Genomic DNA, 20,717 nt, shown 5'->3' on the forward strand with positions numbered 1-20,717 from the left:
AACGCGGGCGACGCTTCTGGCCGCCTGAAGCGAACGCCATTGTTCACACCGATCGTTAAGAATTTATGGCAGGCGGCGGGATAAGCGGCGGCCGCGCCCCGCCGCCCCGCCCGGTCGCCCGTTCCGGCACGCCCCGGCCCGGTCAGAAGTTCACGCGGATCCCGGCCATCACGGCCAGTTGCCGGCTCGAGTTGCTGTTCGCGAGCACCGGAATCTGCGCGTAATTCACCGCGTTGCCGTTCGCATCGGTGCCCAGCCCCGTGCCGCTCGCGATCTGGCCGATCGCGACCGCATACAGCGCCGTGCGCTTCGACAGGCTGTAGTTCGTGCCGACGTTCACCTGGTGAAACCGCGTCGTGCCGCGCCCGTCGGTATGCGCGGCATTCAGGATGTAGGCCACGCCGCCCTGCAGCGCCGGCGTGAACATGTAGGTGACGTTCAGCTCGCCGATGTCGAACGTGAACGCCTGCGTGCCCGGCTGCGCGGCGCCCGAGAAGTAGCGGCTGTCGCCGAGGCGCGTATGCGTGTAGGTGAGCGCGACGGTCGCCGCGCCGAGCGTCACCGAGCCGCCCGCGCCGAACGCGCGCATCGAGCCGGCGTCCTGCAGCAGGCAGTACATCGCGCCGGGGTTGCTGCACGCGAAATCGCCGATATAGCCGTTCGCGCCGCCGAGCGCCGCGTCGAGCGGCTGGTGCAGGTCGAGGTAGCCGACCGAGAACGCCACCGGCGCGCGCGTGTACGTCGCGGCCACCGCATAGCCGCGCTTCGCGGAAAAGTCGCCGGCCTGCCCGCCGAAGCTGAACGTGCCGCCGACCGTGAGGCCGTTGAAATCCGTGCTGGTGAACTTCACCGCGTTGTTGAAGTTGAACGCGGCGTTCAGGTTGTCGACGTCGCCGAGATGCGAGCCGTACGGCGTCGCCCAGTTGTTGCTTGACGCGTATGCGCCGAGCATGTCCGTGTACGAGTCGTATTGCCGGCCGAGGCCGAGCGTGCCGATCGTGTCCTTGCGCAGCCCGACCCACGCCTGCCGGCTGAATGCGGTGCCGCCCTGCAGCGCCTGCCCGCTCGCCGACAGGAACTGCTGCTCGAGCGTGAAGACCGCGTCGAGCCCGCCGCCGAGCGGCTCGGCGCCCTGGAAGCCGAAGCGGGACGGCACGAGGTTGCCGCCGCCCATCTGCCATGCATGGCCGCCGCCCGTGCTGCCGTCGGCGCGCGTGAACTGCTGGTTCGTCGAGTAGATGATGCCGGTGTCCACGGTGCCGTACAGCGTCACGCTGCCCGAGGTCTGTGCGTGTGCGTGCAGGCAGCCCAGCGTAGCCGCCGCCGTGGCCAGTCGTCGTCCGATCTTCATGTCCCGCCCCTCTGTTGTCATCGGTTCGCAGTGCAAACCGATGGAGTTATCGATATGGGTGACAGGACTCTATCCAGCGAAAATTCAGGACCTCTATCGCAAATCGGCAAACGGTGGAACGCGCCGCACGCAACGGCGCGCGGACGTCATTCGGGACGCGTCGTCTGGGAAGGCAGCTCGCCGAACAGGTCGCGATATTCGCGCGCGAAATAGCCGAGATGCGTGAAGCCCCAGCTTGCGGCGGCCTCGCCGACGCCGAGCTGCTGCACCGACGTCGTGCGCAGCATGCGCCGCACCGCGTTCAGCCGGATCGTGCGCAGATAGCCGACCGGCGTGACGTCGGCCACACGCTGGAAACTCGTTTGCAGCGTGCGGCGGCTGCAGCGCAGCGCGCGGCACAGTTCGAGCACGGTGACGGGCTCCTCGGGCCGGTCGCGCAGGTGCTTCTCGCAGCGGCTCACGATGTCGCTGTAGGTGGCGTGCGTGATGTCGCGGCGCTCGACGCCGATGCCCTGTTCGAGCGCGTCGAGGAACATGCCGAGCATCGCGTCGCGGAACATCTTGCGGGTGGCCGCGTATTCGAGGTGGCCCGGATTGCGCTGCGCGTCGTCGATCAGCGCCGACAGCCGCACGCCGAGCGCGACGCCCTGCTCGTCGGACAGGCGCGTCACGTGCCGCAGCTTGCGCGCGCCGGCCGCGCCGAACTCGGCTTCGCACAGCTCGTCGACCATGTCGGACGCCGCACTGATCCCGACGAGCCCCATGCCTTCCGGCGTGTGGAATTCGAAATCCTCGCCGGCGCGCAGCGCGAGCAGCGCATAGCCGTCGATCGGCTGGCCCTGGAACGTGCCCGCGAGCGGCACGGACAGCGGCACCGCGAGCGAGGTGCGCCCGGCCGGTGCGAGCCCGGTCTGCGCGACGCGCCGGTTGGTCGTTTCGCGGAAGAAGTGGAAATCGTCGTACAGCACCTGCGTGACCGTGCCCTTGAAGCGGCCCGGCGTCATCTGGCGGTAGACCTGATGCCAGCCGGCGATCGCGAGCCCGTGGTCGTGCACGTCTTCGTGTGAGCGTGACTGGAACAACATCGGCGCCTCCGGTAAAACCCTGATTCTGGATGCGGCCCGCACGTTCGCCCGGCCGCAACGCCACAGCTTACCCGTGCAAAATCCCGCGTAGTGCGGTTTCGAACGCAAGCAGCGCCGCCGACAGCGCGGCGGCCTGTTCGCCGGTCAGCCGGACGTAGCGGCGAAACGACGGCATCCGGTTCACGACCTCGCTGCCGCCGAACGGCACGATCGCGAGCGTCCAGCGGCCGTCGCGCGCGTCGATCGTGCAGTCGGTCAGGTGCAGCGGCCGCAGCGCGCCGGCCAGCGCGGGCGCCGCGACCAGCGCCGCCACCGTGCGGATGAAAACAGGGTCGCAATCCGCCCCGGGCACCGCGTCGATGCCCGTGCGGCGCAGCCAGCCGGTCTGACGCACGCGCGCGCTGCCCTGCGCGGCCGGGCCGGGTACGGTCGCCGCGACCTTCACGCAGACCGTATGCATCAGGAACTGGCGCTCGACCCGCTCCTCGACGCCGATCCGCACGCCGTTGGGCAGCCGCGCGGCCAGGCCGCCGCCGACGACGCCGTCGTCGCGGGCGGCCTGCAGGTCGACCAGCACGCGCGCGGCGATCGCGCCCGGGCGATGGCCGGGCGGCGGCGCGGCGGGCGCCGCGCGCCAGCGGGCGAGCGCAGGCTTCACGATGCGACGTGCTCGTTGCGCAGCACTTCCTCGACCGGCACCGGCTTGAACGGGTGGCGGCGCTGCACGACGAGCGTCCAGAACAGCGCATACAGCGCGGTCAGCCCGAGCATCGCGCCGAACGGCACGTAGATGTCGCGCGCGTTCATGCCGGGCGGCGTGATGTACCAGATCGCCAGCACGATGCCGACGCTCGATACGATCTGCGGCAGCGGGAACAGCGGCGAGCGGTACGGGCGCGGCAGGTCCGGGCGGCGGATGCGCAGCATCACGACCGACGCGGTGACGAGCAGGTACGCGGTGCCCCACGCGCAGGTCGCGGCGAGTACGAGGTGCAGGATGCTGTCGAGATTGCCGTTGATCAGCCACGCATGGACGATCGGCACGATCGCCGCCGCGACGATGCCGACCACGGGCGTCTTGAAGCGCGGATGCAGGTAGGCGAAGCAGCGCGGCAGCGCGCCGTCGATCGCCATCCCGTACAGGATGCGCGGCAACCCGGCCATCAGCGTGTTGATCGTCGCGGCGCCCGCGCACAGGAACGCGATGCCGAACCACACGCGGCCGAACGGCCCGAGCACCTGCAGCGCGAACGCGGGAATCGCGCCCGGCGTGTCGAGCAGGTGCGTGAGGCCGTCGGGGCTCACCGGCACGTTCGCGACCTGGCGGCGGATCGCCGCGCCGTACAGGAACATGCAGATCGCGACGCCGACGAGGCCGAGCGCCATCGCGCGCGGAATCGTGCGGCCCGGCGCCTTCATTTCCGGCGCGAGCGGCGTGACGAACTCGCAGCCGACGAACATGAACATCGCCATCCCGACGAGCGACAGCACGGCCGGCACCGACGTGCCGACTTCGGAGCCGCCGAACCAGCCGTCGAGGTGCACGGCCGGCGCGGCCGCGAGCCCGAGGATGCCGAAGATCATCAGCGACAGCCACATGCCGGCCGTCAGCACGATCTCGAGCTTGCTGAACACCTTGATGCCGATGATGTTGGTGATCGCGAACGTGATCACGAGGCCGACGCCGACGAGCCACGAGCTGTTGTGCTTCTCGAACGCGGCGTTCAGCGATTCGAAGTTGACGAGCGCCATGATGCCGCTCAGGATCGTCTCGGCCGTGCCGGCGAACACGTGCACGAGGAAGTACGCGGAAATCGTGCCGGTGATCGCCCAGAAGCGGCCCAGCCCGCACGACAGGTAATCGTAAACCGAGCCGGCCGTCGGCAGCATCGCGGCGGCTTCGGAGAACGTGGTCGCCTGCGCCTGCATCATCACGAACGCGATGATCATCGCGACCGCGAACGCCCAGCCGCCCATCCCGAAGCCCGAGGTCGCGGTGAGAATCACCGGGCTCGCCATGATGAGGCCGACGGCGCTCGCCAGCGCGGTCGGAAAACCGACCGCACCCGCCTTCAGCGCCGTGCCGCCGCCCGCTTCCCCCGGTGCGCCCGCGGACGTCTCGCCCGCCGCGCCGGTCACTCCTGACCATCCCGACATCTTTGTCTCCTTCCTTGATCGGCCTCGACCGGCGCGTTGCCGGCGCCCGAGGCCACATGCCTTGCGGTCGGCCCGGGGCGGCGCTTCAGCGCTTCGGTACCCTGGACCCCTGTCGATCACATCGTGATCCGATGTCGAAAAAATACGCAGGCAAAATAATCCGGTCATAGCGCAAATCGGCAAACCCGCGACGGCCGTCACGCCGCCCGCCGCGGGTCGCCGTCACGCGGTCATGCGAACGGCACGGCCTCGAAGCCCGCCGCGAGCGCGTCGACGATCCGGTCGAGCTGCTCGCGCTGGATCACGAGCGGCGGCGACAGGATGATCTTCGTGCCGACCGGGCGCACCAGCACGCCGTTTTCGCGCGCCACTTCCGCGACCGCGTTCGCATAGCCGGACAGCGGGTCGATCGGCTCGCGCGTCGCCTTGTTCGCGACGAGGTCGAGCGCGAGCATCAGCCCCTTGCCGCGCACTTCGCCGACCGCCGCGAAGCGTTCCGCGAACGGCTGCAGCGCCTCGAGCAGATACGCGCCCTGTTTCGCCGCATTCGCGGGCAGGTCTTCCTTCACGACGATGTCGAGGCTCGCGATCGCGGCCGCGCACGCAACCGGGTGGCCCGCGTACGTGTAGCCGTGCATGATCGCGCCGCCGAAATCCGCATTCGCGGCGAAGGCGTCCTCGATCCGAGCGTTCACGACCGTCGCGCCGAGCGGCACGTAGCCCGACGAGATCCCTTTCGCGAGACACATGATGTCCGGGCGCACGCCCCAGCCGCGGCTGCCGAACAGGCTGCCGCTGCGGCCGAAGCCCGTGACGACCTCGTCGGCGATCAGCAGCACGCCGTAGCGGTCGCACACCTCGCGCACGAGCGGCCAGTAGTTGGCCGGCGGCACGATCACGCCGCCCGCGCCCTGGATCGGCTCCGCGATGAACGCGGCGACCGTGTCGGGGCTCTGGAACTGGATCTCGCGCTCCAGCAGTTCCGCGCAGATCCGGCCGAGTTCCTCCGGATCCTGCGTGAACGGGTTGCGGTACAGCCACGGCGTCTCGACGTGGAAGCAGCCGGGCAGGTTCGGCTCGTAGTTGCGGCGGAACACCGTGTTGCCGTTCACCGACGCGCCGCCGAAGTGCGTGCCGTGATAGCCCTGCTTCAGCGAGATGAACTTGGTGCGGTCGGCCTGGCCGCGCACCTTCCAGTACTGGCGCGCGATCTTCAGCGCGGTCTCGATCGCATCGGAGCCGCCCGAACTGTACAGCACGCGCCGCATGCCTTCCGGTTCGAGCAGGTCGATCACCTTCTTCGACAGCTCTTCCGCGCGCGGATGCGAAATGCCGTCGAACAGCTGGAAGTATTCGAGCTCGTCGAGCTGGCGCACGATCGCGTCCTTCACTTCCTGGCGGTTGTGGCCGACGTTCACGTTCCACAGGCCCGCAACGCCGTCGACGAGCTTGCGGCCCTGTTCGTCGAACACGTAGCAGCCGTCGCCGCGCACGATACGGATCGGCGTGCGCTGCTTCATCTCGTTCGGGTGCAGCATCGGGTGCCAGAATTTCGCTTCGTTGTAGCTCATTGCAGTCTCCACTGTCGGATCGTGTGAACCCGGATCGCCCGGGGTTCGGGTTCGAGGTTGGGGGCGCGCGTCAGTGCGCGATGCAGACGGATTTGGTTTCGGTGAAGCCTTCGATCGCGTACTGGCCGAATTCGCGGCCGATGCCCGATTGCTTGTAGCCGCCGAACGGCATCGACGGGTCGAGCGGGATATGGCAGTTCACCCACACGGTGCCGGCCTCGATCTGCGGCACGAGGTTCATCACGCGCGTCAGGTCGTTGCTCCAGATGCTCGCGGCGAGGCCGTACGGCGACGCGTTCGCGAGACGCACGGCGTCGGCCGCGTCGTCGAACGGCACGACGACGAGCACCGGGCCGAACACCTCGTCGCGCACGATCGCGCTGTCCGGATGCGGATCGGCGATCACGGCCGGCTTCACGTAGTAGCCGGGCAGATCGTCGGCCGGCGTGCCGCCCGCGAGGAACGTGAGGCCCGCACGGCGCGCGCCCTCGATGTGCTGGACGACCTTGTCGCGATGGTGCGCGGACACGAGCGGGTTGATCTGCGCGGTCGTGTCGAGGCCCGCGCCGAGCTTCATCGACTGCGCGACGCCCGCGAGGCCGTCGGCGAGCTGCGCGAACTTGCTGCGGTGCACATAGATGCGCGACGCGGCCGCGCACACCTGCCCCTGGTTGAAGAACGCGCCGGCCGCGACGCCGTCGAGCGCCTGCGCGACGTCGACGTCGTCGAGCATCACGATCGGGTTCTTGCCGCCCAGCTCGAGCGAGAAGCGGGTCATGTTCTGCACGGCGGCCGCGCCGACCAGCTTGCCGGTCGCGGTCGAGCCCGTGAACGAGATCTTCGCGACCGACGGATGGCGCGCGAGCGCGGCGCCGCACGTGCGGCCGCCGGTGACGACGTTGAACACGCCGGGCGGCACCCCCGCCTCGCGGGCCAGCTCGGCGAGGCGCAGCGCGGTGAGCGGCGTTTCCGGCGACGGCTTCAGCACGATCGTGCAGCCGGCCGCGAGCGCGGGAATCAGCTTCCACACCGCGATCATCAGCGGGAAATTCCACGGCACGATCGCCGCGACCACGCCGACCGGCTCCTTGCGCGTATAGGCCGTATAGCGCGCGCCGGGCGGGAACGGGATCGACACGTCGAGCGTCTGGCCGGTGATCTTGGTCGCCCAGCCCGCCATGTAGCGCACGTACTCGACGCTCGCGCCGACCTCGATCGCGCGCGACACGTGGATCGACTTGCCCTGGTTCAGCGTTTCGAGCTGCGCGAGCGTCTCGGCGTCGCCCTCGATCAGGTCGGCGAGTTTCAGCAGGATGCGCTCGCGGTCGGCCGGGCGCAGGCCGCTCCACACGCGGGTGTCGAATGCGTGTTTCGCGCTGGCGACCGCGCGGTCGACGTCGTGTTCGTCGGCATCCGCGACCGTCGCCAGCCGCTCGCCCGTCGCGGGGTCGTACACGTCGAGTCGCGCGGCCGCGTGCGCGGGCCGCATGTCTCCGTCGATGAAGAGGCCGAATTCGCGCGCAACGAAGGTGCGCACGGTGTCGCTGACGGCGACGAGGTTCGTGTTGCTCATGGGCGTCTCGAGGATTGTCGTGGCGGGCCGCGTGCGCGGAGGCACGCGGACGTCGGACCACTGTATCGGCGAGGGATCGCGCCCGGTGAGCGCAAATTGGCAGCGCGTGGAAGACAGGTGGCGGGTTCGAACGCCGTGGGGCGGCCGGCGGGAAAAACGGGCCTTGCACGATGCCGGTCGTGCAAGGCGTTCAGGTGCAAGCTCTCACGCGACGATCGACATGGCCTTGCAAGCGAGGGCGGAAGGCGCCGGCGTCGGACCAGCCTGCTCGCCGCCGCATGGCCCCGCCGGGGTCTCGTCATGTCTGATGAATGAGCCGCGACGGCTCGCTCCGAAGGGGACGACTCACGAACGGCTTGCGCGATTGACGGCACCGGCATGCGCGATCGAGGGACACATTCGGACCCGACGCATGACACGATCACAACTGTTCACAATGCCGCAGATGGACCGGCGTTAATATCGTTTCGCAGTCCGGGCTATCGTATTTTGAGCAAGCGATAGCGACTCCCCCGGTCTCTCCGGACTGCATTGCTCCCGCGCCCTTCGCGCCCCTCCTCCCGGGTACGGCATTCCGGGTTCTTCGCGGAAGATTGCCGCGGGCGATCGGACATACGGGCCACATCGCGCCCGACGCAATTGCGCAAGACCGGGGAGTGTCGATCGCCACCGATCCGGAGCGCCCTCACGCCGGCTTTCAGCGGTATTCGTCGGCCGCCGACCTCACGGTCCGGATTCGCCCCTTCCATCGGAAGCGCCATTCACCGGGCACTACTTCCCCGCGCCGGTCGACTTCTTGTCGACACGCGGAGCGTCGAACGGCGCGCGCGCCCTCGGCCGCCGGATCGCCGTACGTCGTTCGGAACGAAGGGGCGCCGCCACGCCGCGCCGCTTCCTGAGTTCCGCACGGAGATCGGACTAATCGGCCTCCTTCTCCCGCCCATGCAACCGAAACGCTTCGAGCGTGCGCTCGAGCACTTGCTGCGCGTCGCGAGCCGCGTCGGATTTCGCGGCCGCCACCGCTGCCGCCTGATCGGCCTTCATGCGCGCGACGCGTTCCTGCTCCAGGCCCTCGCGGGCGGCCTTGAGATCCGCCTCCAGACGTGACAGCGCTTCGAGCCGAAGCAACGCCCTGGCCAGATCCAGGCGCACGGATTCTGCCGCCGCGCGTTCGGCCGCCGCGCCTCGGCGAGCCTCGTCACGCTCCGCTTCCATCCGCGCAAGACGCCCGGAAAGCGCGGCCTTTTCCGCGTCCGCGCGCACGAGCGACGCCGACAGATTCTCGCCGACTGCCGCTTGCCGTTCGAATTCGAGGACGAGATCCGCATTGACCTGGTTCGCGATTTCAAGGTCCGTCCGCAACTCGGCCCTGCCCCGCTCCACTTCCGCCGCGACGAAATCCAGCACCCCCCGCTGTACCGCATGCGGAAGGACGACCGGGACCTCCGCCGGCCGGATCTGGGCGTCCTGCCATACCTGAAAGAACTTCAGCACGGTCGTCATCGAGCCCGTTCCCAGGCGCTCGCGGATGGCGCGAACCGTCGGGCGACCGCCCGCGTCGCGGATCTGTTCCGCCACCTTGCTGACTTTCTCCTGAGAGATGTTCGGTTCGTTCGCCATCACTGGGGTCGGGGAGTCACGGAGCAGGGAAATCGATCAAGCCCGCCGGGCGGATTCGCGTAGCGAGGACTTGCCCGCGATGAATGCCGCATGGCCCTTGCCCGGGCCCGCGAGACGATACGTGACGAACACTGCGGTTCGGGTATCCGCGAATCGACGTTGTCACGATCGGGAGGGGATTGCTCTCCCGGCTTGGCTGGCGGCGGGCTTCGCTGAAGGGGCAAACCCAAGCAGTTGCGCCAACGCGACCGCTGCGGGGTTGGCACGCCCGTGCCGGCGGACAGCGTCTTCCTGACGCACGCGCCACCCTGCCGCGATACCGTCGGGAAAGCCATCGGGAGGTGACACTGACGATTTCGACACGAGAAACGCCACATCAACGCATGGTTCCAGGCCGGAGCGACGAGGACTCCATGCTACCGATCCGGATACGGCAAAAATTGAACATTTGTCACTTGCGGCACTTGCCTTGAGCGGCGTTCGGTGCGAATCGCAGCGTGCCAGCCCCCGTCATCTCCGATCGAATTGTCCGGTTGCGCCGAACCAGCGCCGGATTGCATGGCCGCACGGCGGAAGTCGACCCTGCAGGATTTCGTCGCCGGAAGTGCGATCCTTCGGCGGAATTCGGCTGCTGGCGCACCGTGTACATCCACGCTTCTCAGCGGCGGCGTGCCGCCGGCAAGATGGATGCCGGATCGATCCCGGTCGATTCGACAAGCGCGCGACGTACCGCACGGCCCGCAGCGCCGACATGCCGAGTCATGACAGAAACAGCGCCCCGACCCGTTCCGCCCGTTCAGCCGGCACGCATCCCCATCGATTGCCGGTCAGCCGCTGATCTCCGTGCAGCCCGCGCGTCTGACCCGCTCGTTCCGGCCGGCGCCGCGCGAGGTGAACAGGCAGACGTTCGCGCCGATCCCGCTTTCGAATTCCATCAGGAAGTCCGGCCCGCCGTCACGATCGAGGTTGCCCGCCCAGATCAGGGTCGCGCGGAACGGCGGCATGCTGCCGCCGAAATCATGCAGGACCGACCGCCGGCCGCCTCCTTCTGCGATCACCGAACCGGATGCGGTGTAGCGCAACGCATACCGGCGGCCGTGAAAACCGACCCGCAACGGTTCGACACCGGGCTCGATCACCGCCCCGCCGTTCGGGAGCGCCACGTTCGCCGCGTCGACCTTGCCCGGCCTGAGCGATCCGCAACGAAACAGCGCGACGGCATTGGCGAGGTCGGACCGGATGTCGACGACTTCACCGTCCGGTTGCACCGGTTCGAGGCGGAGGCGCGCCGGCGCGAGCTTCCAGCGGCGCCCGTCGGGCGCGAGCCCGAGCCACCCGTCCGCCGGCGGGGTGCCGACATCGTCGGCCATCATCCGGGTCGGTAGCAGCACGACGCATGCGTCGCCATCGCCCTGCTGCGCGAAGGCCAGGGTGGAAGACGCGCCCGGCAGGACGAGCAGCACGGCCAGCAGCGCTTGGGTATTCATGAATCCGCGATCGGGAAAAGGTCGATGTCCGGACCGCGATTATGCGCCGGATGACAGAAACAGCGCCCCGACCAGTTCCGTGCGGTTCGACACGCCCAGCTTGCGGTACATGCGCATCAGGTGCGTCTTGACGGTCGGTTGCCCCAGCGCGAGATCGCGCGCGATCTCCTTGTTCGAGCAGCCGTCGCGCACGAGGCGCGCGATCTGCTCCTCGCGATAGGTGAGCCGCTCCTCGCAGCCGATCCGGTGAATCCCGCGCCGGGCGCGCAGCAGCGGGCTCAGCGCGGCCTCGGCGACCGGCTGCAGCCGCGCGAGCGCGTCGATTTCGCCGGGCGCGAAGCGCCCTGCCGTGCCGTCGCCGTCGGCGCGCCCCGCGCCGAAGCGCAGCAGCGAGAACGCGCCGACCGTGCGGCCCGCGTCGCGCAGCCAGATCTCGACGACGTCGGCCACGTCGTGCCGCCGCAGGAAACGGGTCCAGTACGCGGAGGCGTCGCGTCTTTCGTCAGGCAGCTGGGACGCGAGCGTGACGACCGCGCGCTCGCCGGCCGCGCAGCGCGACGGATGCAGCGGATCGAGCATCCGGTAGCGCGCGACATAGGTGCGATGCATCGATTCAGGCATCCCGAACAGCTCGAAATCGGCCGGTTCGCCGCTCTGGTCGAGCCGGTAGAACACGATCGCGGACGGGCTCGCAAACGCGTCGAACGCGTCCACGCACGCGCGCAGCGCGCGTTGCCAGTCGGCGGCGCCCTGGTCGGCGGAAACGGATGAGGTCGGCATGGCGGAATCGGCGGGCGGGCGAACGGATCGAATCTCGAGGTCCGGGCCAGCCTACCGGCGCCGCCACGTGCCGGTGAGCACAAATCGGCAAATCGTCCCGGCCGGGCCGGGCCGGGACGACGCGGACGCGACGACGGACGCGCCGTCAGCGCGCGTTCGCGGCGAACGTGTCGCAGGCGCTCACCTCGCCCGACTCCATCCCGCGCCGCAGCCAGTACACGCGCTGGTCGCTGGTGCCGTGCGTGAAGCTTTCCGGCACGACGTAGCCCTGCCCTTGCTGCTGCAGGCGATCGTCGCCGATCGCGGCCGCCGCCTTCAGCCCCTGCTCGAAATCGCCGGGCTCCATCAGCCGCCGGTTCGCGCGCTGGGCGTTGTTCGCCCATACGCCGGCGAAACAGTCGGCCTGCAGCTCCATCCGCACCGACAGCGCGTTCGAGTGCGCGCGGGTCGACCGCCTGCGCGCGGCATCCACCTTGTCGGAAATGCCGAGCAGGTTCTGCACGTGATGGCCGACTTCGTGCGCGATCACGTAAGCCTGCGCAAAATCGCCGCCCGCCCCGAATCGCCGGCGCAGCTCGTCGTAGAAGCCGAGGTCGATATACACCTTGCGGTCGGCCGGGCAATAGAACGGCCCCATCGCGGTCTGGCCCGTGCCGCAGGCGGTCGGCGTCGAGTTCGTGAACATCACGAGCCTCGGCGGCTGGTACTGCGCATGCAGCTGGGTCGAGAAGATGCCCGACCACGTATCCTCGATGTTGGCGAGCACCTTGCGCGTGAACACCGCGCCCGGATCGTTCGCCGGCGCACCCTGGCGCTGCGCCGGGGCCGGCTGGGCCTGCTGCTGGCGGCCCTGCAGCGCCGAGGCGCCCTCGAGCACCACGCGCGGGTCGATCCCGAAAAAATACGACGCGGCCAGCGCAACCACGATCGTGCCGATGCCGATCGTCGCGCCTCGCCCGCCGCCGAAACCGCCGGCGCCGCGACGATCCTCGACGTTCGTGCTTTCCCTTTCGTCGTCCAGCCTCATGGACGGCCCTCCCTTCGTTGTCGTTGTACGTGCCGGACAGACCCCGGCACGCGATGGATTCCCGTTGCGACGGGCGGCGGGCGGCGTCCGGCCCGCCATCGCATCGAGGCGTCATCCGGCCGGCCACGCGTTCGCCCGCTCGCAGACCTGTCGATACACGACGACCGGGGCACCCGCATGAAACACCGGCGCGCGTCCCTCGACGGCGCGAGCGCGGACATTGTGCCGTCCCCGGCGGCCTATCGCAAAAAAGCGAAGCATAGTGGGATCGGGCCGGCAACACCGTCATTCTTTGCAAAATGCCGACAGGCGCGGCCGGAAGGACGCGACGACGCCACGGGCGGCTGCGCCCGTCGCACGGCGGCACCCGCCGCGGCTTACCGCGCGCGGCTCCGGCGGACGTCGCTCACCGCATCGAGCAGACGATACTTGCGGATCTTTTCGTAGAGCGTGCTCTTCGCGATGCCGAGCTGGCCCGCCGTCTTCGTGAGGTTGCCGGCATGACGCGCGAGCGCGCGGCGGATCGATTCCGCCTCGGCCTTCTTCAACGAATCGCCGACGTCCGGCGCGAGCGCGTCCGCGGCCTGCACCGCGCACGCATCGACCGACGCCGCCGCCCCGATCTCCGCAGGCAGCCTGTCGGCCCTGATCACGGGGCCGTCCGACAGCAGCAGCGAGCCTTCGATCGCGTTGCGCAGTTCCCGCACATTGCCGGGCCACGGATAGCGCAGCAGGCGCGCATACGCGTCGTCGTCGAATGTTCTCGGGGCCAGGCCATAGCTGTCGCACAGCTGCGCCAGCCAGTGCGCGATCAGCGCCGGCAGATCCTCGCCCCGCTCGCGCAGGCTCGGAATCGACACGGTCGTGACCGCGATCCGGTAGTACAGATCCATCCGGAACCGGCCTTTCGCGACGGCGTCCTTCACGTCGCGGTGCGTCGCCGCGACCAGCCGGAAATTCACCCTGCGCGGCGTGTTCTCGCCGAGCCGGTAGATTTCGTTCTCCTCCAGCACGCGCAGCAGATGCGGCTGGATGTCGAGCGGCATCTCCCCGATCTCGTCGAGAAACAGCGTGCCGCCGTCGGCGGCCTCGATCTTGCCCGCCGCGCCGGATTTGCGGGCGCCGGTAAATGCGCCTTCCGCATAGCCGAACAGCTCGCTCGCGAGCAGGTCTCTCGACAACCCGCCGCAGTTGAGCGCGACGAACGGGCCGTCGGCGCGCTCGCTCGCCTGATGAATGCCCTGCGCGAACAGCTCCTTGCCGACGCCGGTCTCGCCGAGCAGCAACACCGGCACCTTGGACGGCGCGAGCTGGCGCGCCCGGTTCACGGCCTCCCGCAACGCGGCGCTATCGCCGACGATGCGCGCGAACCCTCGCGGCGCATCGCCGTGCCGTTCCCGTCCGCGTGCGAGCGGCACGGCGCCGCGCGGATTCGCGACGCCGGGCGTCACGATCAGGTAGCCGAGCACGTCCGCGCCGTCGCGCACCGTTTCGATGTGGCTGAGTCGCAGCCACGCCGGCGCATTTGCCGGCAGGCGGCCGTCGCCCGTGTAGCGGTCGAGTTCGGGCAGCGCCAGCGACGCGTCGCACCGGATGTCGAAGCCGAACCGGCGCAACACGGGAACGACCTGCGCGTTGGCCTTGACGAGCCGGCCGCGTTCGTCGACGACGAGCACCGCATCGGTGGAAGACGCCCCGAAGCGCGACGCGCAGCGGTCGAGCAGGCTCAGGCGGCGCGCCATGCCCAGCTTCGCGAGCCGGCTCTCGATACGGCCGGCGAGCGACACCGCGAGCGCGAGACCGTAGCGGTTGTAGGTGTCGGCCAGCCCCGAGATGTCGATCACGCCCAGCACGTGCCCGTCGCGCGGATCCTGGATGACGGTCGCCGAGCAGGTCCAGCGCTTGATGCCCGCGCAGAAGTGCTCCGCGCCATGGATCTGGACCGGCTGCCTGAGCGCGAGCGCGGTGCCGATCGCGTTGGTGCCGCAATTCAGCTCGGTCCACTCGCATCCCGGCACCAGGCCGACCTCGCGCGCGGGCTCGACGATCCGCAGGTCGCCTTCCTGCTGGAGGATCATCCCGCTGGGATCGGCCAGCAGCATCACCGTGCCCGTCTGCGAAAGGAAATCGCGGGTCTGCTGCATCAGCGGCAGGCTCGCGTCGACGAGGCGCGCGTTCGACGTCCGCCACTGCACGAGCCCGTCCTCGTCGAGCGGCGGCGGCGCGCGGTGAACGCCGGGATCGACCTGGCCGACGAGACAGCGCTGCCATGAGTCGTCGATCACGCCGCGTACGTCGGGCGAGCGCCAGTCGCTGCCGGTCACCAGATGCTCCCAGGCGGCCATGATGCTCGCGTCGTGATGCGGACTGGGAAACCAGTCCATCGGCGTGCCTCTCTGTTGCATGTCTGTCTCCTGGCGGCTTCGCGACGGCACGAACCGCAAGGCCGTCGCAGCGGCCTTTTTGTCGACTTGTGGGGGCCCGGCCGCAGCCGGCGGCGGGCGTGGCGACTATCGTACTCCGTTCCGGCGCAGCGACGGCCGTCCGGACGCAAGCCACCGCAAGCAATGCGCGGGCCAGCCGGCGCGCGCCCGCGCGTGGTCGCCCGGCCCCGCGCGCCGGCGAAAACCCGCGTCGACCGGCGGACGAAAAGAAACCGGCCGTTCGAAAATCGAACGGCCGGAAATCGAACGCCTCGCGCGGACGCGCCGAAGCGGGGCCGGCGCATCGCGAGCCGCGCCGGCAGCGTCGAGCGTCAGATCATTGCGCGCGCTCCGGCACCGGCAGCTTCACCCATTCCGAATAGAACGCATCGATGTCGGGTTCGAAGTCGTGAATCACCGGATACCACGGCGTGGGCGCCTCGACGTCGTGCATCGCGCCGCAGGTCGGGCAGTAGTACTCGCGATACACCTGCCATTGCGTGTCGGGGGCCATCAGGCGCGGATAGACCTCGTCCATCGCCTCCTCCGATTCGCGCACGAAGATGCTCGCGTGCAGCTTCCAGTTGTCGCGGTAGTCGCAGAACACGTGGCCGCAGTCGCACTGCGTGACCCAGTGCTTCGTCGCCCATTGCTGCACGATGTACAGGTGCGGGCCGAGCGGCAGCACGATGCGGTCCTTCCAGCCGAGCTTCTGCTGCAGCGCCTCGACATACATCCGGAAGCGCTCCCCGTCCTTCGGCATCGACAGCATGCGCAACGTCGTGTCCCAGTCGAGCTTGCCGTCGACCATGTTCCTGATCTGTTCCTTGGTGTAGGTAGACATCTCCAGTCCTCCATATGGGTGGTGGTGCGAACGGTCCGGCTCACTCCTCGACCAGCACCACCGTATTGACGTCGGGCATCTTCGACAGGTCCATGCGGAATTTCGAGCCGTAGGTCGGCACGTCGAGTTCGTCCTCGGTCAGCGTCCACGTGTCCGGCAGCTCCCAGAACGCGCGGAACCGCTGCTCGAATTTCGTCGACAGGCCGAAGCTCGTCGCGAACATGTGCTGCACCTGGGTCGATGCGTGCTTGCGCAGGATCCGCTCGCGTTCGCCCTTCATCCATTCGCGGGTCGGTTGCGCGCGTGCGAGACGCTCGTTGCGGATCTCGATGCGCCGCAGCGCCGTGGCCTGCGCATCGACCGTCCAGATCCCGTTGGCGTCCCGCGTCGCGACCGCCCCGTAAACCTTCCTCGCGTATTCCGGCAGCAGCACCGCGTTGTTGAGGTCGTGCTCGATCGCGTCGGTCTCGCGGTCGAGCGGATCGCCGAAGCCGGGGCCGCCGCGCAGGTAGTTCAGGTAGAGGTCGTAGTTGTCGTAGCAATCCTCCGTGGTCATGCATTGCTGGTCGCGCTTGACGACCGCGCCGGCATTCAGGTGATGTTCGTAGTCGGGGAGATCCGGATTCGCGTCGCCGCCGAGCGGCAGGCTCTCGCCGCGCGCGATGCGCTCCTCGAGGCCCGTGCGATGCGCCTCGAAGCGATAGCCGGTGGCCGGCGGATAGCCGCCCATCAGGCCCCAGTCGCTGTTCATGTAGCCGTTGCCCATGAAGAACATGGTCCAGTCCTGCGCCTTCCAGACCATGCGCAGCGTCTCGAATCCGCAGCCGCCGCGATACTTGCCGTAGCCGCCCGAGTTCGCCTTCACGTTGCGGCCGAGGTACAGCAGCGGTTCGGCCATCTCCCAGATCTCGATGTCGCCCATGTCGCCTTCGGGGTTCCAGATCGCGGCCGCGTGATTCAGGCCGTCCTTGATCGCGCACGCGCCGGTGCCGCACGACGACGCCTCGAAGCTGTTCACCGCGTGGATGTCGCCGTCCTGGTTGATCCCGCCGCCCTGCAGCCAGTTCGACGTGTTCGCGTTCCCCGCGTTGACTTCCTCGAGATAGCCGCGGCTGAAGTACGCCTGCGACAGGCCGCGCCACATCGCGCTCCAGCCCGACACCAGGAAGTGCCATGCGTACGCATGCCCGGTGCGGCGGTCGTCCGGGTTCATCCACGCGCCCTTGGGCAGGTGGAACTCGGTGCCGAAATACGCGCCGTCGTTGATGCGCTGCGTCGGCACCAGCGTCTGCGTCATCATCACCCAGATGCCGCTCGTGAACGCGACCTGGTGCGCGTTGTACGAGTGCCAGCCCCAGCGGCTCGCGCCCTCGAAATCGAGACGCCACGAGCCGTCCTTGCGGATCTCCATCTCGACCGGCGAATGCATGATCGAGTCGAGCTTCGCGAACGCCGACGAGGTCTGCACGTCCGGATGGTTGTACGGCACGTCGACGAACGCGACCTTGCGATACTTGCCGGGCAGCGTCATCGCCTTGATGCGCGTCTGCAGGCCGCGCCGTCCTTCCTCGATCACCTCGAAGCTGAATTGCTCGTACGCGTCGAGGCCCTCCTCGCCGATCACTTCCTCGATCAGCGCGCGGATCATGTGGCAGCCGGCGATGCGCGTGCGCTCGTCGAGAATCCAGTACTTCGGCGTGCGGACCGAGCGCTGGCTTTCGTGCAGCCAGTCGCGCAGCGGCGTGTCGTTCACGCCCGTCTTGCGGCACGTGATCATGTAGCCGTCACCGAAACGCTGCACCTGGCCCGTCGACATCGAGCCCGGCGTCACCGCGCCCGTGTCGATCACGTGCGTGACGCCGCCGACCCAGCCCACCAGCTTGCCTTGCGCGAAGATCGGCACGATCGTCGCGATGTCGCACGGGTGGACGTTGCCGATCGAGCAGTCGTTGTTGGTGAACATGTCGCCGGGCTGGATGCCCGGATTGGTTTCCCAGTTGTTCTCGATCATGTACTTGATCGCCGCGCCCATCGTGCCGACGTGGATGATGATCCCCGTCGACGTGAGCACGCAGTCGCCCGCCGCGTTGTAGAGCGTGAAGCACAGCTCCCCTTCCTGCTCGACGATCGGGCTCGCGGCGATCTTCTTGGCCGTTTCGCGCGCATGCACGAGGCCGCCGCGCAGCTTCGAGAACATCTTCTCGTAGCGGATCGGATCGCGTTCGCGCAACGCGAGCCGCTCGAGCCCGTTGTAATGGCCGGTTTGCGCGGTGCGCGCCAGAATGCCATCGCGAAACTGCTTGAGCGTCTGGCCGTTCTTCAGCAGGTCGGCAAAGCCGACTTCCTGGCTGGACATCATGTTCATCGCATGTCTCCTTGGACAACTTCCCTGAGGTGGAAAAGGCGGTGCTTGTCGAGCGTGGTGGCGAAACCCTTCGGGACGACGAACGTCGTCGCGTCGGACTCGATGATCGCGGGCCCCGCGATCTCGTTGCCCGGCCTGAGCGACTCCATGCGCCAGATCGCCGCGTCGTGCCACTGCTTGTGCCGATACAGGCGCCGCGTGCCGATGCGTGCGTCCGCCGGCGGCGTGGGGCCCGCGACGGGGTCTTCCGGCAGCACCGGCTTCTGCGTGACGACCATGCCGCGCATGATCGCGCCCGTGACCGAGAAGCCCAGCTCCGGCGAGCGCGCCGAGCTGGCATACACGCGGCCGTAGGTGTCCTCGAAGGCCGTCACGATCCGGTCCCAGTCGTCCGCGCCGGACGCGCTCGCGATCGGCGATTCGATCTCGAGATCGTTGAGCTGGCCCATGTACTGCATCCGGAAGCCCGGCCGCAGGATCACGTCCCGCTCGCTGAAGCCGTTGATGCGAAATTCCTCGACGACCTTGGCGGCCAGTTCGGACCACGCCTTCTGGATCGTCTGCGCGGCCTGCGCCTTGTCGGCGTCGGGCGCGAGCTGCGGCAGCGCGAGGTCGACGCTCTTGTCGTAGCGGTACTCGAAATCCGCGCACGCGCAGCCGAAGGCCGAGAAGCCGGCCGCCCACGCCGGCACGATCACGTCCCGGAAGCCGAGGCCGCCGGTGTAGCCGTACGTGTGGACCGGCCCCGCGCCGCCGTACGAGAAGCACACGAATTCGGTCGGGTTGTAGCCTTTCGCGCTGACGTTCGAGCGCAGGTATTCGCGCAGTTGCAGGTCGAGCAGTTCGATCACGCCAGCCGCCGCGTCCTCCACCGAGAGCCCGAGCGGCCCGGCGATCTGCGCGGCGATGTGCTCGCGCGCGCGATTCACGTCGAGCCGGATCTGGCCGCCGAGGAAGTTGTCCGGATTCAGGTAGCCGAGCACGACGTGGCAGTCGGACACGGACACCGTCGTCAGGCCGCTGTCGGGCCAGCACGTGCCGACGCGATAGCCGGCGCTGTCCGGGCCGAGCTTGATGGCGCCGCTGTACGGATCGAGCCGCACGAAGCTGCCGGCGCCCGCGCCGACCGAATCCATCGTGACGAGCGGCAGCGACAGCACGAGGCGCGCCATGTCCGGGTCGGACGCGATCGCGAATTTGCCCTTGGTGATGAGGGCCATGTCGAACGACGTGCCGCCGATGTCCGAGCACGCGATGTTGTCGTAGCCGAGCGCCTCGCCGAGGAGCTTCGAACCGATCACGCCGCCGATCGGCCCCGATACGATCGTGCGCGCCAGTTCCTTCGCCTTCCAGCTGATCGTGCCGCCGTGCGTGGCCATCACGCGCAGGTCGAATTTCGCGCCGTGCTTGCGGAAGCGGTCGCTGACCTTCCTGAGCGTCTGCCGCGACGGCTCGGCCGCGTACGCCTCGAGCACCGTGGTGTTCATCCGGTGGCTCTCCTTGCGCTGCGGGTAGTAGTCGACCGACGCGAACACCGGGAGATCGACGCCGCGCGCGGCCAGTTCGTCGCGCACGATGTCGCGCGCCGCGCGCTCGCTCGTCGCGTTCTTGTGCGACTGGAGAAAGCAGATGACGATCGCCTTCGCGCCGGCGGCGACCAGCTCCCGCGTGGCCTGCCGCACTTCGTGCTCCCGCAGCGGAATGACGATCTCGCCCTGGACGTCCGTCCGCTCGGTGACGCCGCGCGTTCGCGACAGCGGCACGAGCGGCTCGTCGTAGCGGTGCGTATTCAGGTGGATGCGCTCTTCGAGCGCGTAGCCGAGGTAGCTCTGGATCGCCCGCCCCATCAGGTGCACGTGCTCGAAGCCCTTGTTGACGAGCAGCCCGACGTCGAGCCCCTTGCGCTGCACGACGCGATTGAGCATCGCCGTGCCGGAGTACACGCAGGTGACGAGCTCCGGATAGACGTCGTCGACGTCGCGCTGCCAGTGCGCCAGCGCGTCCTGCGACGAGTTGAAGATCGCGAGCGATTCGTCGTCCGGATTGCTTTGCGCCTTGCCGACGACGAACCGTCCGTCGTCGCGCACGAAGAAGGTATCGGTCATCGTGCCGCCCGCGTCGATGCCCAAGACCTGGACTTGCGAAAGTCCTTCCATGGTGATGTCTCCAATGATTGAAGTCGTGACGAGCCGCGTTCCGGTTCGAGCGGGGTCGTCGTTCGATCCCGGGCGGCGGCTCGCTTGCAAGGAGGCAACAACCATGCCACTCGGTGGCCCCGATCCGTCCGGCACGGCCAGGCCCCGCCGGACGGTGCGCTCGCGGGCGCAACGGGCCGCGCCGAACGGCGGCGCGCCGTGCGGACGGCCGGATTCCGGACGGTTCCCGCGTTCGAAGACCGGTCGGCGCAGTCGGTGGGCGGTGGGCGGTGGGCGGT

At 68.7% G+C, this 20,717-nt stretch carries 14 protein-coding genes; all 14 read right to left on the reverse strand.

The features are described 5' to 3' along the window. Positions 1 to 142: 142 nt before the first annotated feature. A complete protein-coding gene (locus GQ57_RS09775; protein WP_034197731.1) occupies positions 143 to 1,351 on the reverse strand; it encodes a porin in 1,209 nt (402 codons plus the stop codon). Between the two features lie 146 nt (positions 1,352 to 1,497). Continuing rightward, positions 1,498 to 2,436, reverse strand: a complete 939-nt coding sequence (locus tag GQ57_RS09780) for a helix-turn-helix domain-containing protein (protein ID WP_031399222.1) — start codon at positions 2,434 to 2,436, stop codon at positions 1,498 to 1,500. Between the two features lie 67 nt (positions 2,437 to 2,503). After that, complete coding sequence (locus tag GQ57_RS09785) at positions 2,504 to 3,094, reverse strand: DUF3156 family protein (RefSeq protein ID WP_034197732.1); 591 nt, start codon at positions 3,092 to 3,094, stop codon at positions 2,504 to 2,506. Beyond that, entirely contained in the window at positions 3,091 to 4,593 is a 1,503-nt protein-coding gene (locus tag GQ57_RS09790; protein ID WP_031399224.1) for an APC family permease, read from the reverse strand. Before GQ57_RS09790 ends, GQ57_RS09785 begins: the two co-directional genes overlap by 4 nt. A 230-nt stretch (positions 4,594 to 4,823) precedes the next feature. Then, on the reverse strand, positions 4,824 to 6,164 hold the full coding sequence (locus GQ57_RS09795) for an aspartate aminotransferase family protein (protein WP_031399225.1): 1,341 nt from the start codon (positions 6,162 to 6,164) through the stop codon (positions 4,824 to 4,826). A gap of 70 nt (positions 6,165 to 6,234) precedes the next feature. After that, entirely contained in the window at positions 6,235 to 7,737 is a 1,503-nt protein-coding gene (locus GQ57_RS09800) for an aldehyde dehydrogenase family protein (RefSeq protein WP_031399226.1), read from the reverse strand. 918 nt (positions 7,738 to 8,655) lie between these two features. Beyond that, the gene (locus GQ57_RS38140) at positions 8,656 to 9,357 is read right to left on the reverse strand and encodes a DNA-binding protein (protein WP_052001193.1); all 702 of its coding nucleotides are present in this window, start codon (positions 9,355 to 9,357) and stop codon (positions 8,656 to 8,658) included. A gap of 827 nt (positions 9,358 to 10,184) precedes the next feature. Continuing rightward, positions 10,185 to 10,820 (reverse strand): hypothetical protein, encoded by a 636-nt coding sequence (locus GQ57_RS09810; RefSeq protein WP_235215043.1) that lies wholly within the window; start codon positions 10,818 to 10,820, stop codon positions 10,185 to 10,187. 63 nt (positions 10,821 to 10,883) lie between these two features. Then, the gene (locus GQ57_RS09815; RefSeq protein ID WP_031399229.1) at positions 10,884 to 11,624 is read right to left on the reverse strand and encodes a helix-turn-helix transcriptional regulator; all 741 of its coding nucleotides are present in this window, start codon (positions 11,622 to 11,624) and stop codon (positions 10,884 to 10,886) included. Between the two features lie 145 nt (positions 11,625 to 11,769). After that, positions 11,770 to 12,651 (reverse strand): KPN_02809 family neutral zinc metallopeptidase, encoded by an 882-nt coding sequence (gene ypfJ / locus GQ57_RS09820; protein WP_031399230.1) that lies wholly within the window; start codon positions 12,649 to 12,651, stop codon positions 11,770 to 11,772. 377 nt (positions 12,652 to 13,028) lie between these two features. Further along, on the reverse strand, positions 13,029 to 15,056 hold the full coding sequence (locus GQ57_RS09825; protein WP_244980400.1) for a sigma-54-dependent Fis family transcriptional regulator: 2,028 nt from the start codon (positions 15,054 to 15,056) through the stop codon (positions 13,029 to 13,031). A 355-nt stretch (positions 15,057 to 15,411) separates the two neighbouring features. Next, the gene (locus GQ57_RS09830) at positions 15,412 to 15,918 is read right to left on the reverse strand and encodes an acetone carboxylase subunit gamma (protein WP_034197734.1); all 507 of its coding nucleotides are present in this window, start codon (positions 15,916 to 15,918) and stop codon (positions 15,412 to 15,414) included. Between the two features lie 40 nt (positions 15,919 to 15,958). Then, positions 15,959 to 18,283 carry a hydantoinase B/oxoprolinase family protein gene (locus GQ57_RS09835; RefSeq protein WP_034197735.1) on the reverse strand — a complete coding sequence of 775 codons (2,325 nt, stop codon included), beginning with the start codon at positions 18,281 to 18,283 and terminating at the stop codon, positions 15,959 to 15,961. After that, entirely contained in the window at positions 18,280 to 20,439 is a 2,160-nt protein-coding gene (locus GQ57_RS09840; RefSeq protein ID WP_174923100.1) for a hydantoinase/oxoprolinase family protein, read from the reverse strand. Before GQ57_RS09840 ends, GQ57_RS09835 begins: the two co-directional genes overlap by 4 nt. Positions 20,440 to 20,717: the final 278 nt, after the last annotated feature.

This window comes from Burkholderia sp. MSh2 (assembly GCF_000731655.1).
Taxonomy (GTDB): Bacteria; Pseudomonadota; Gammaproteobacteria; order Burkholderiales; family Burkholderiaceae; genus Burkholderia; species Burkholderia paludis.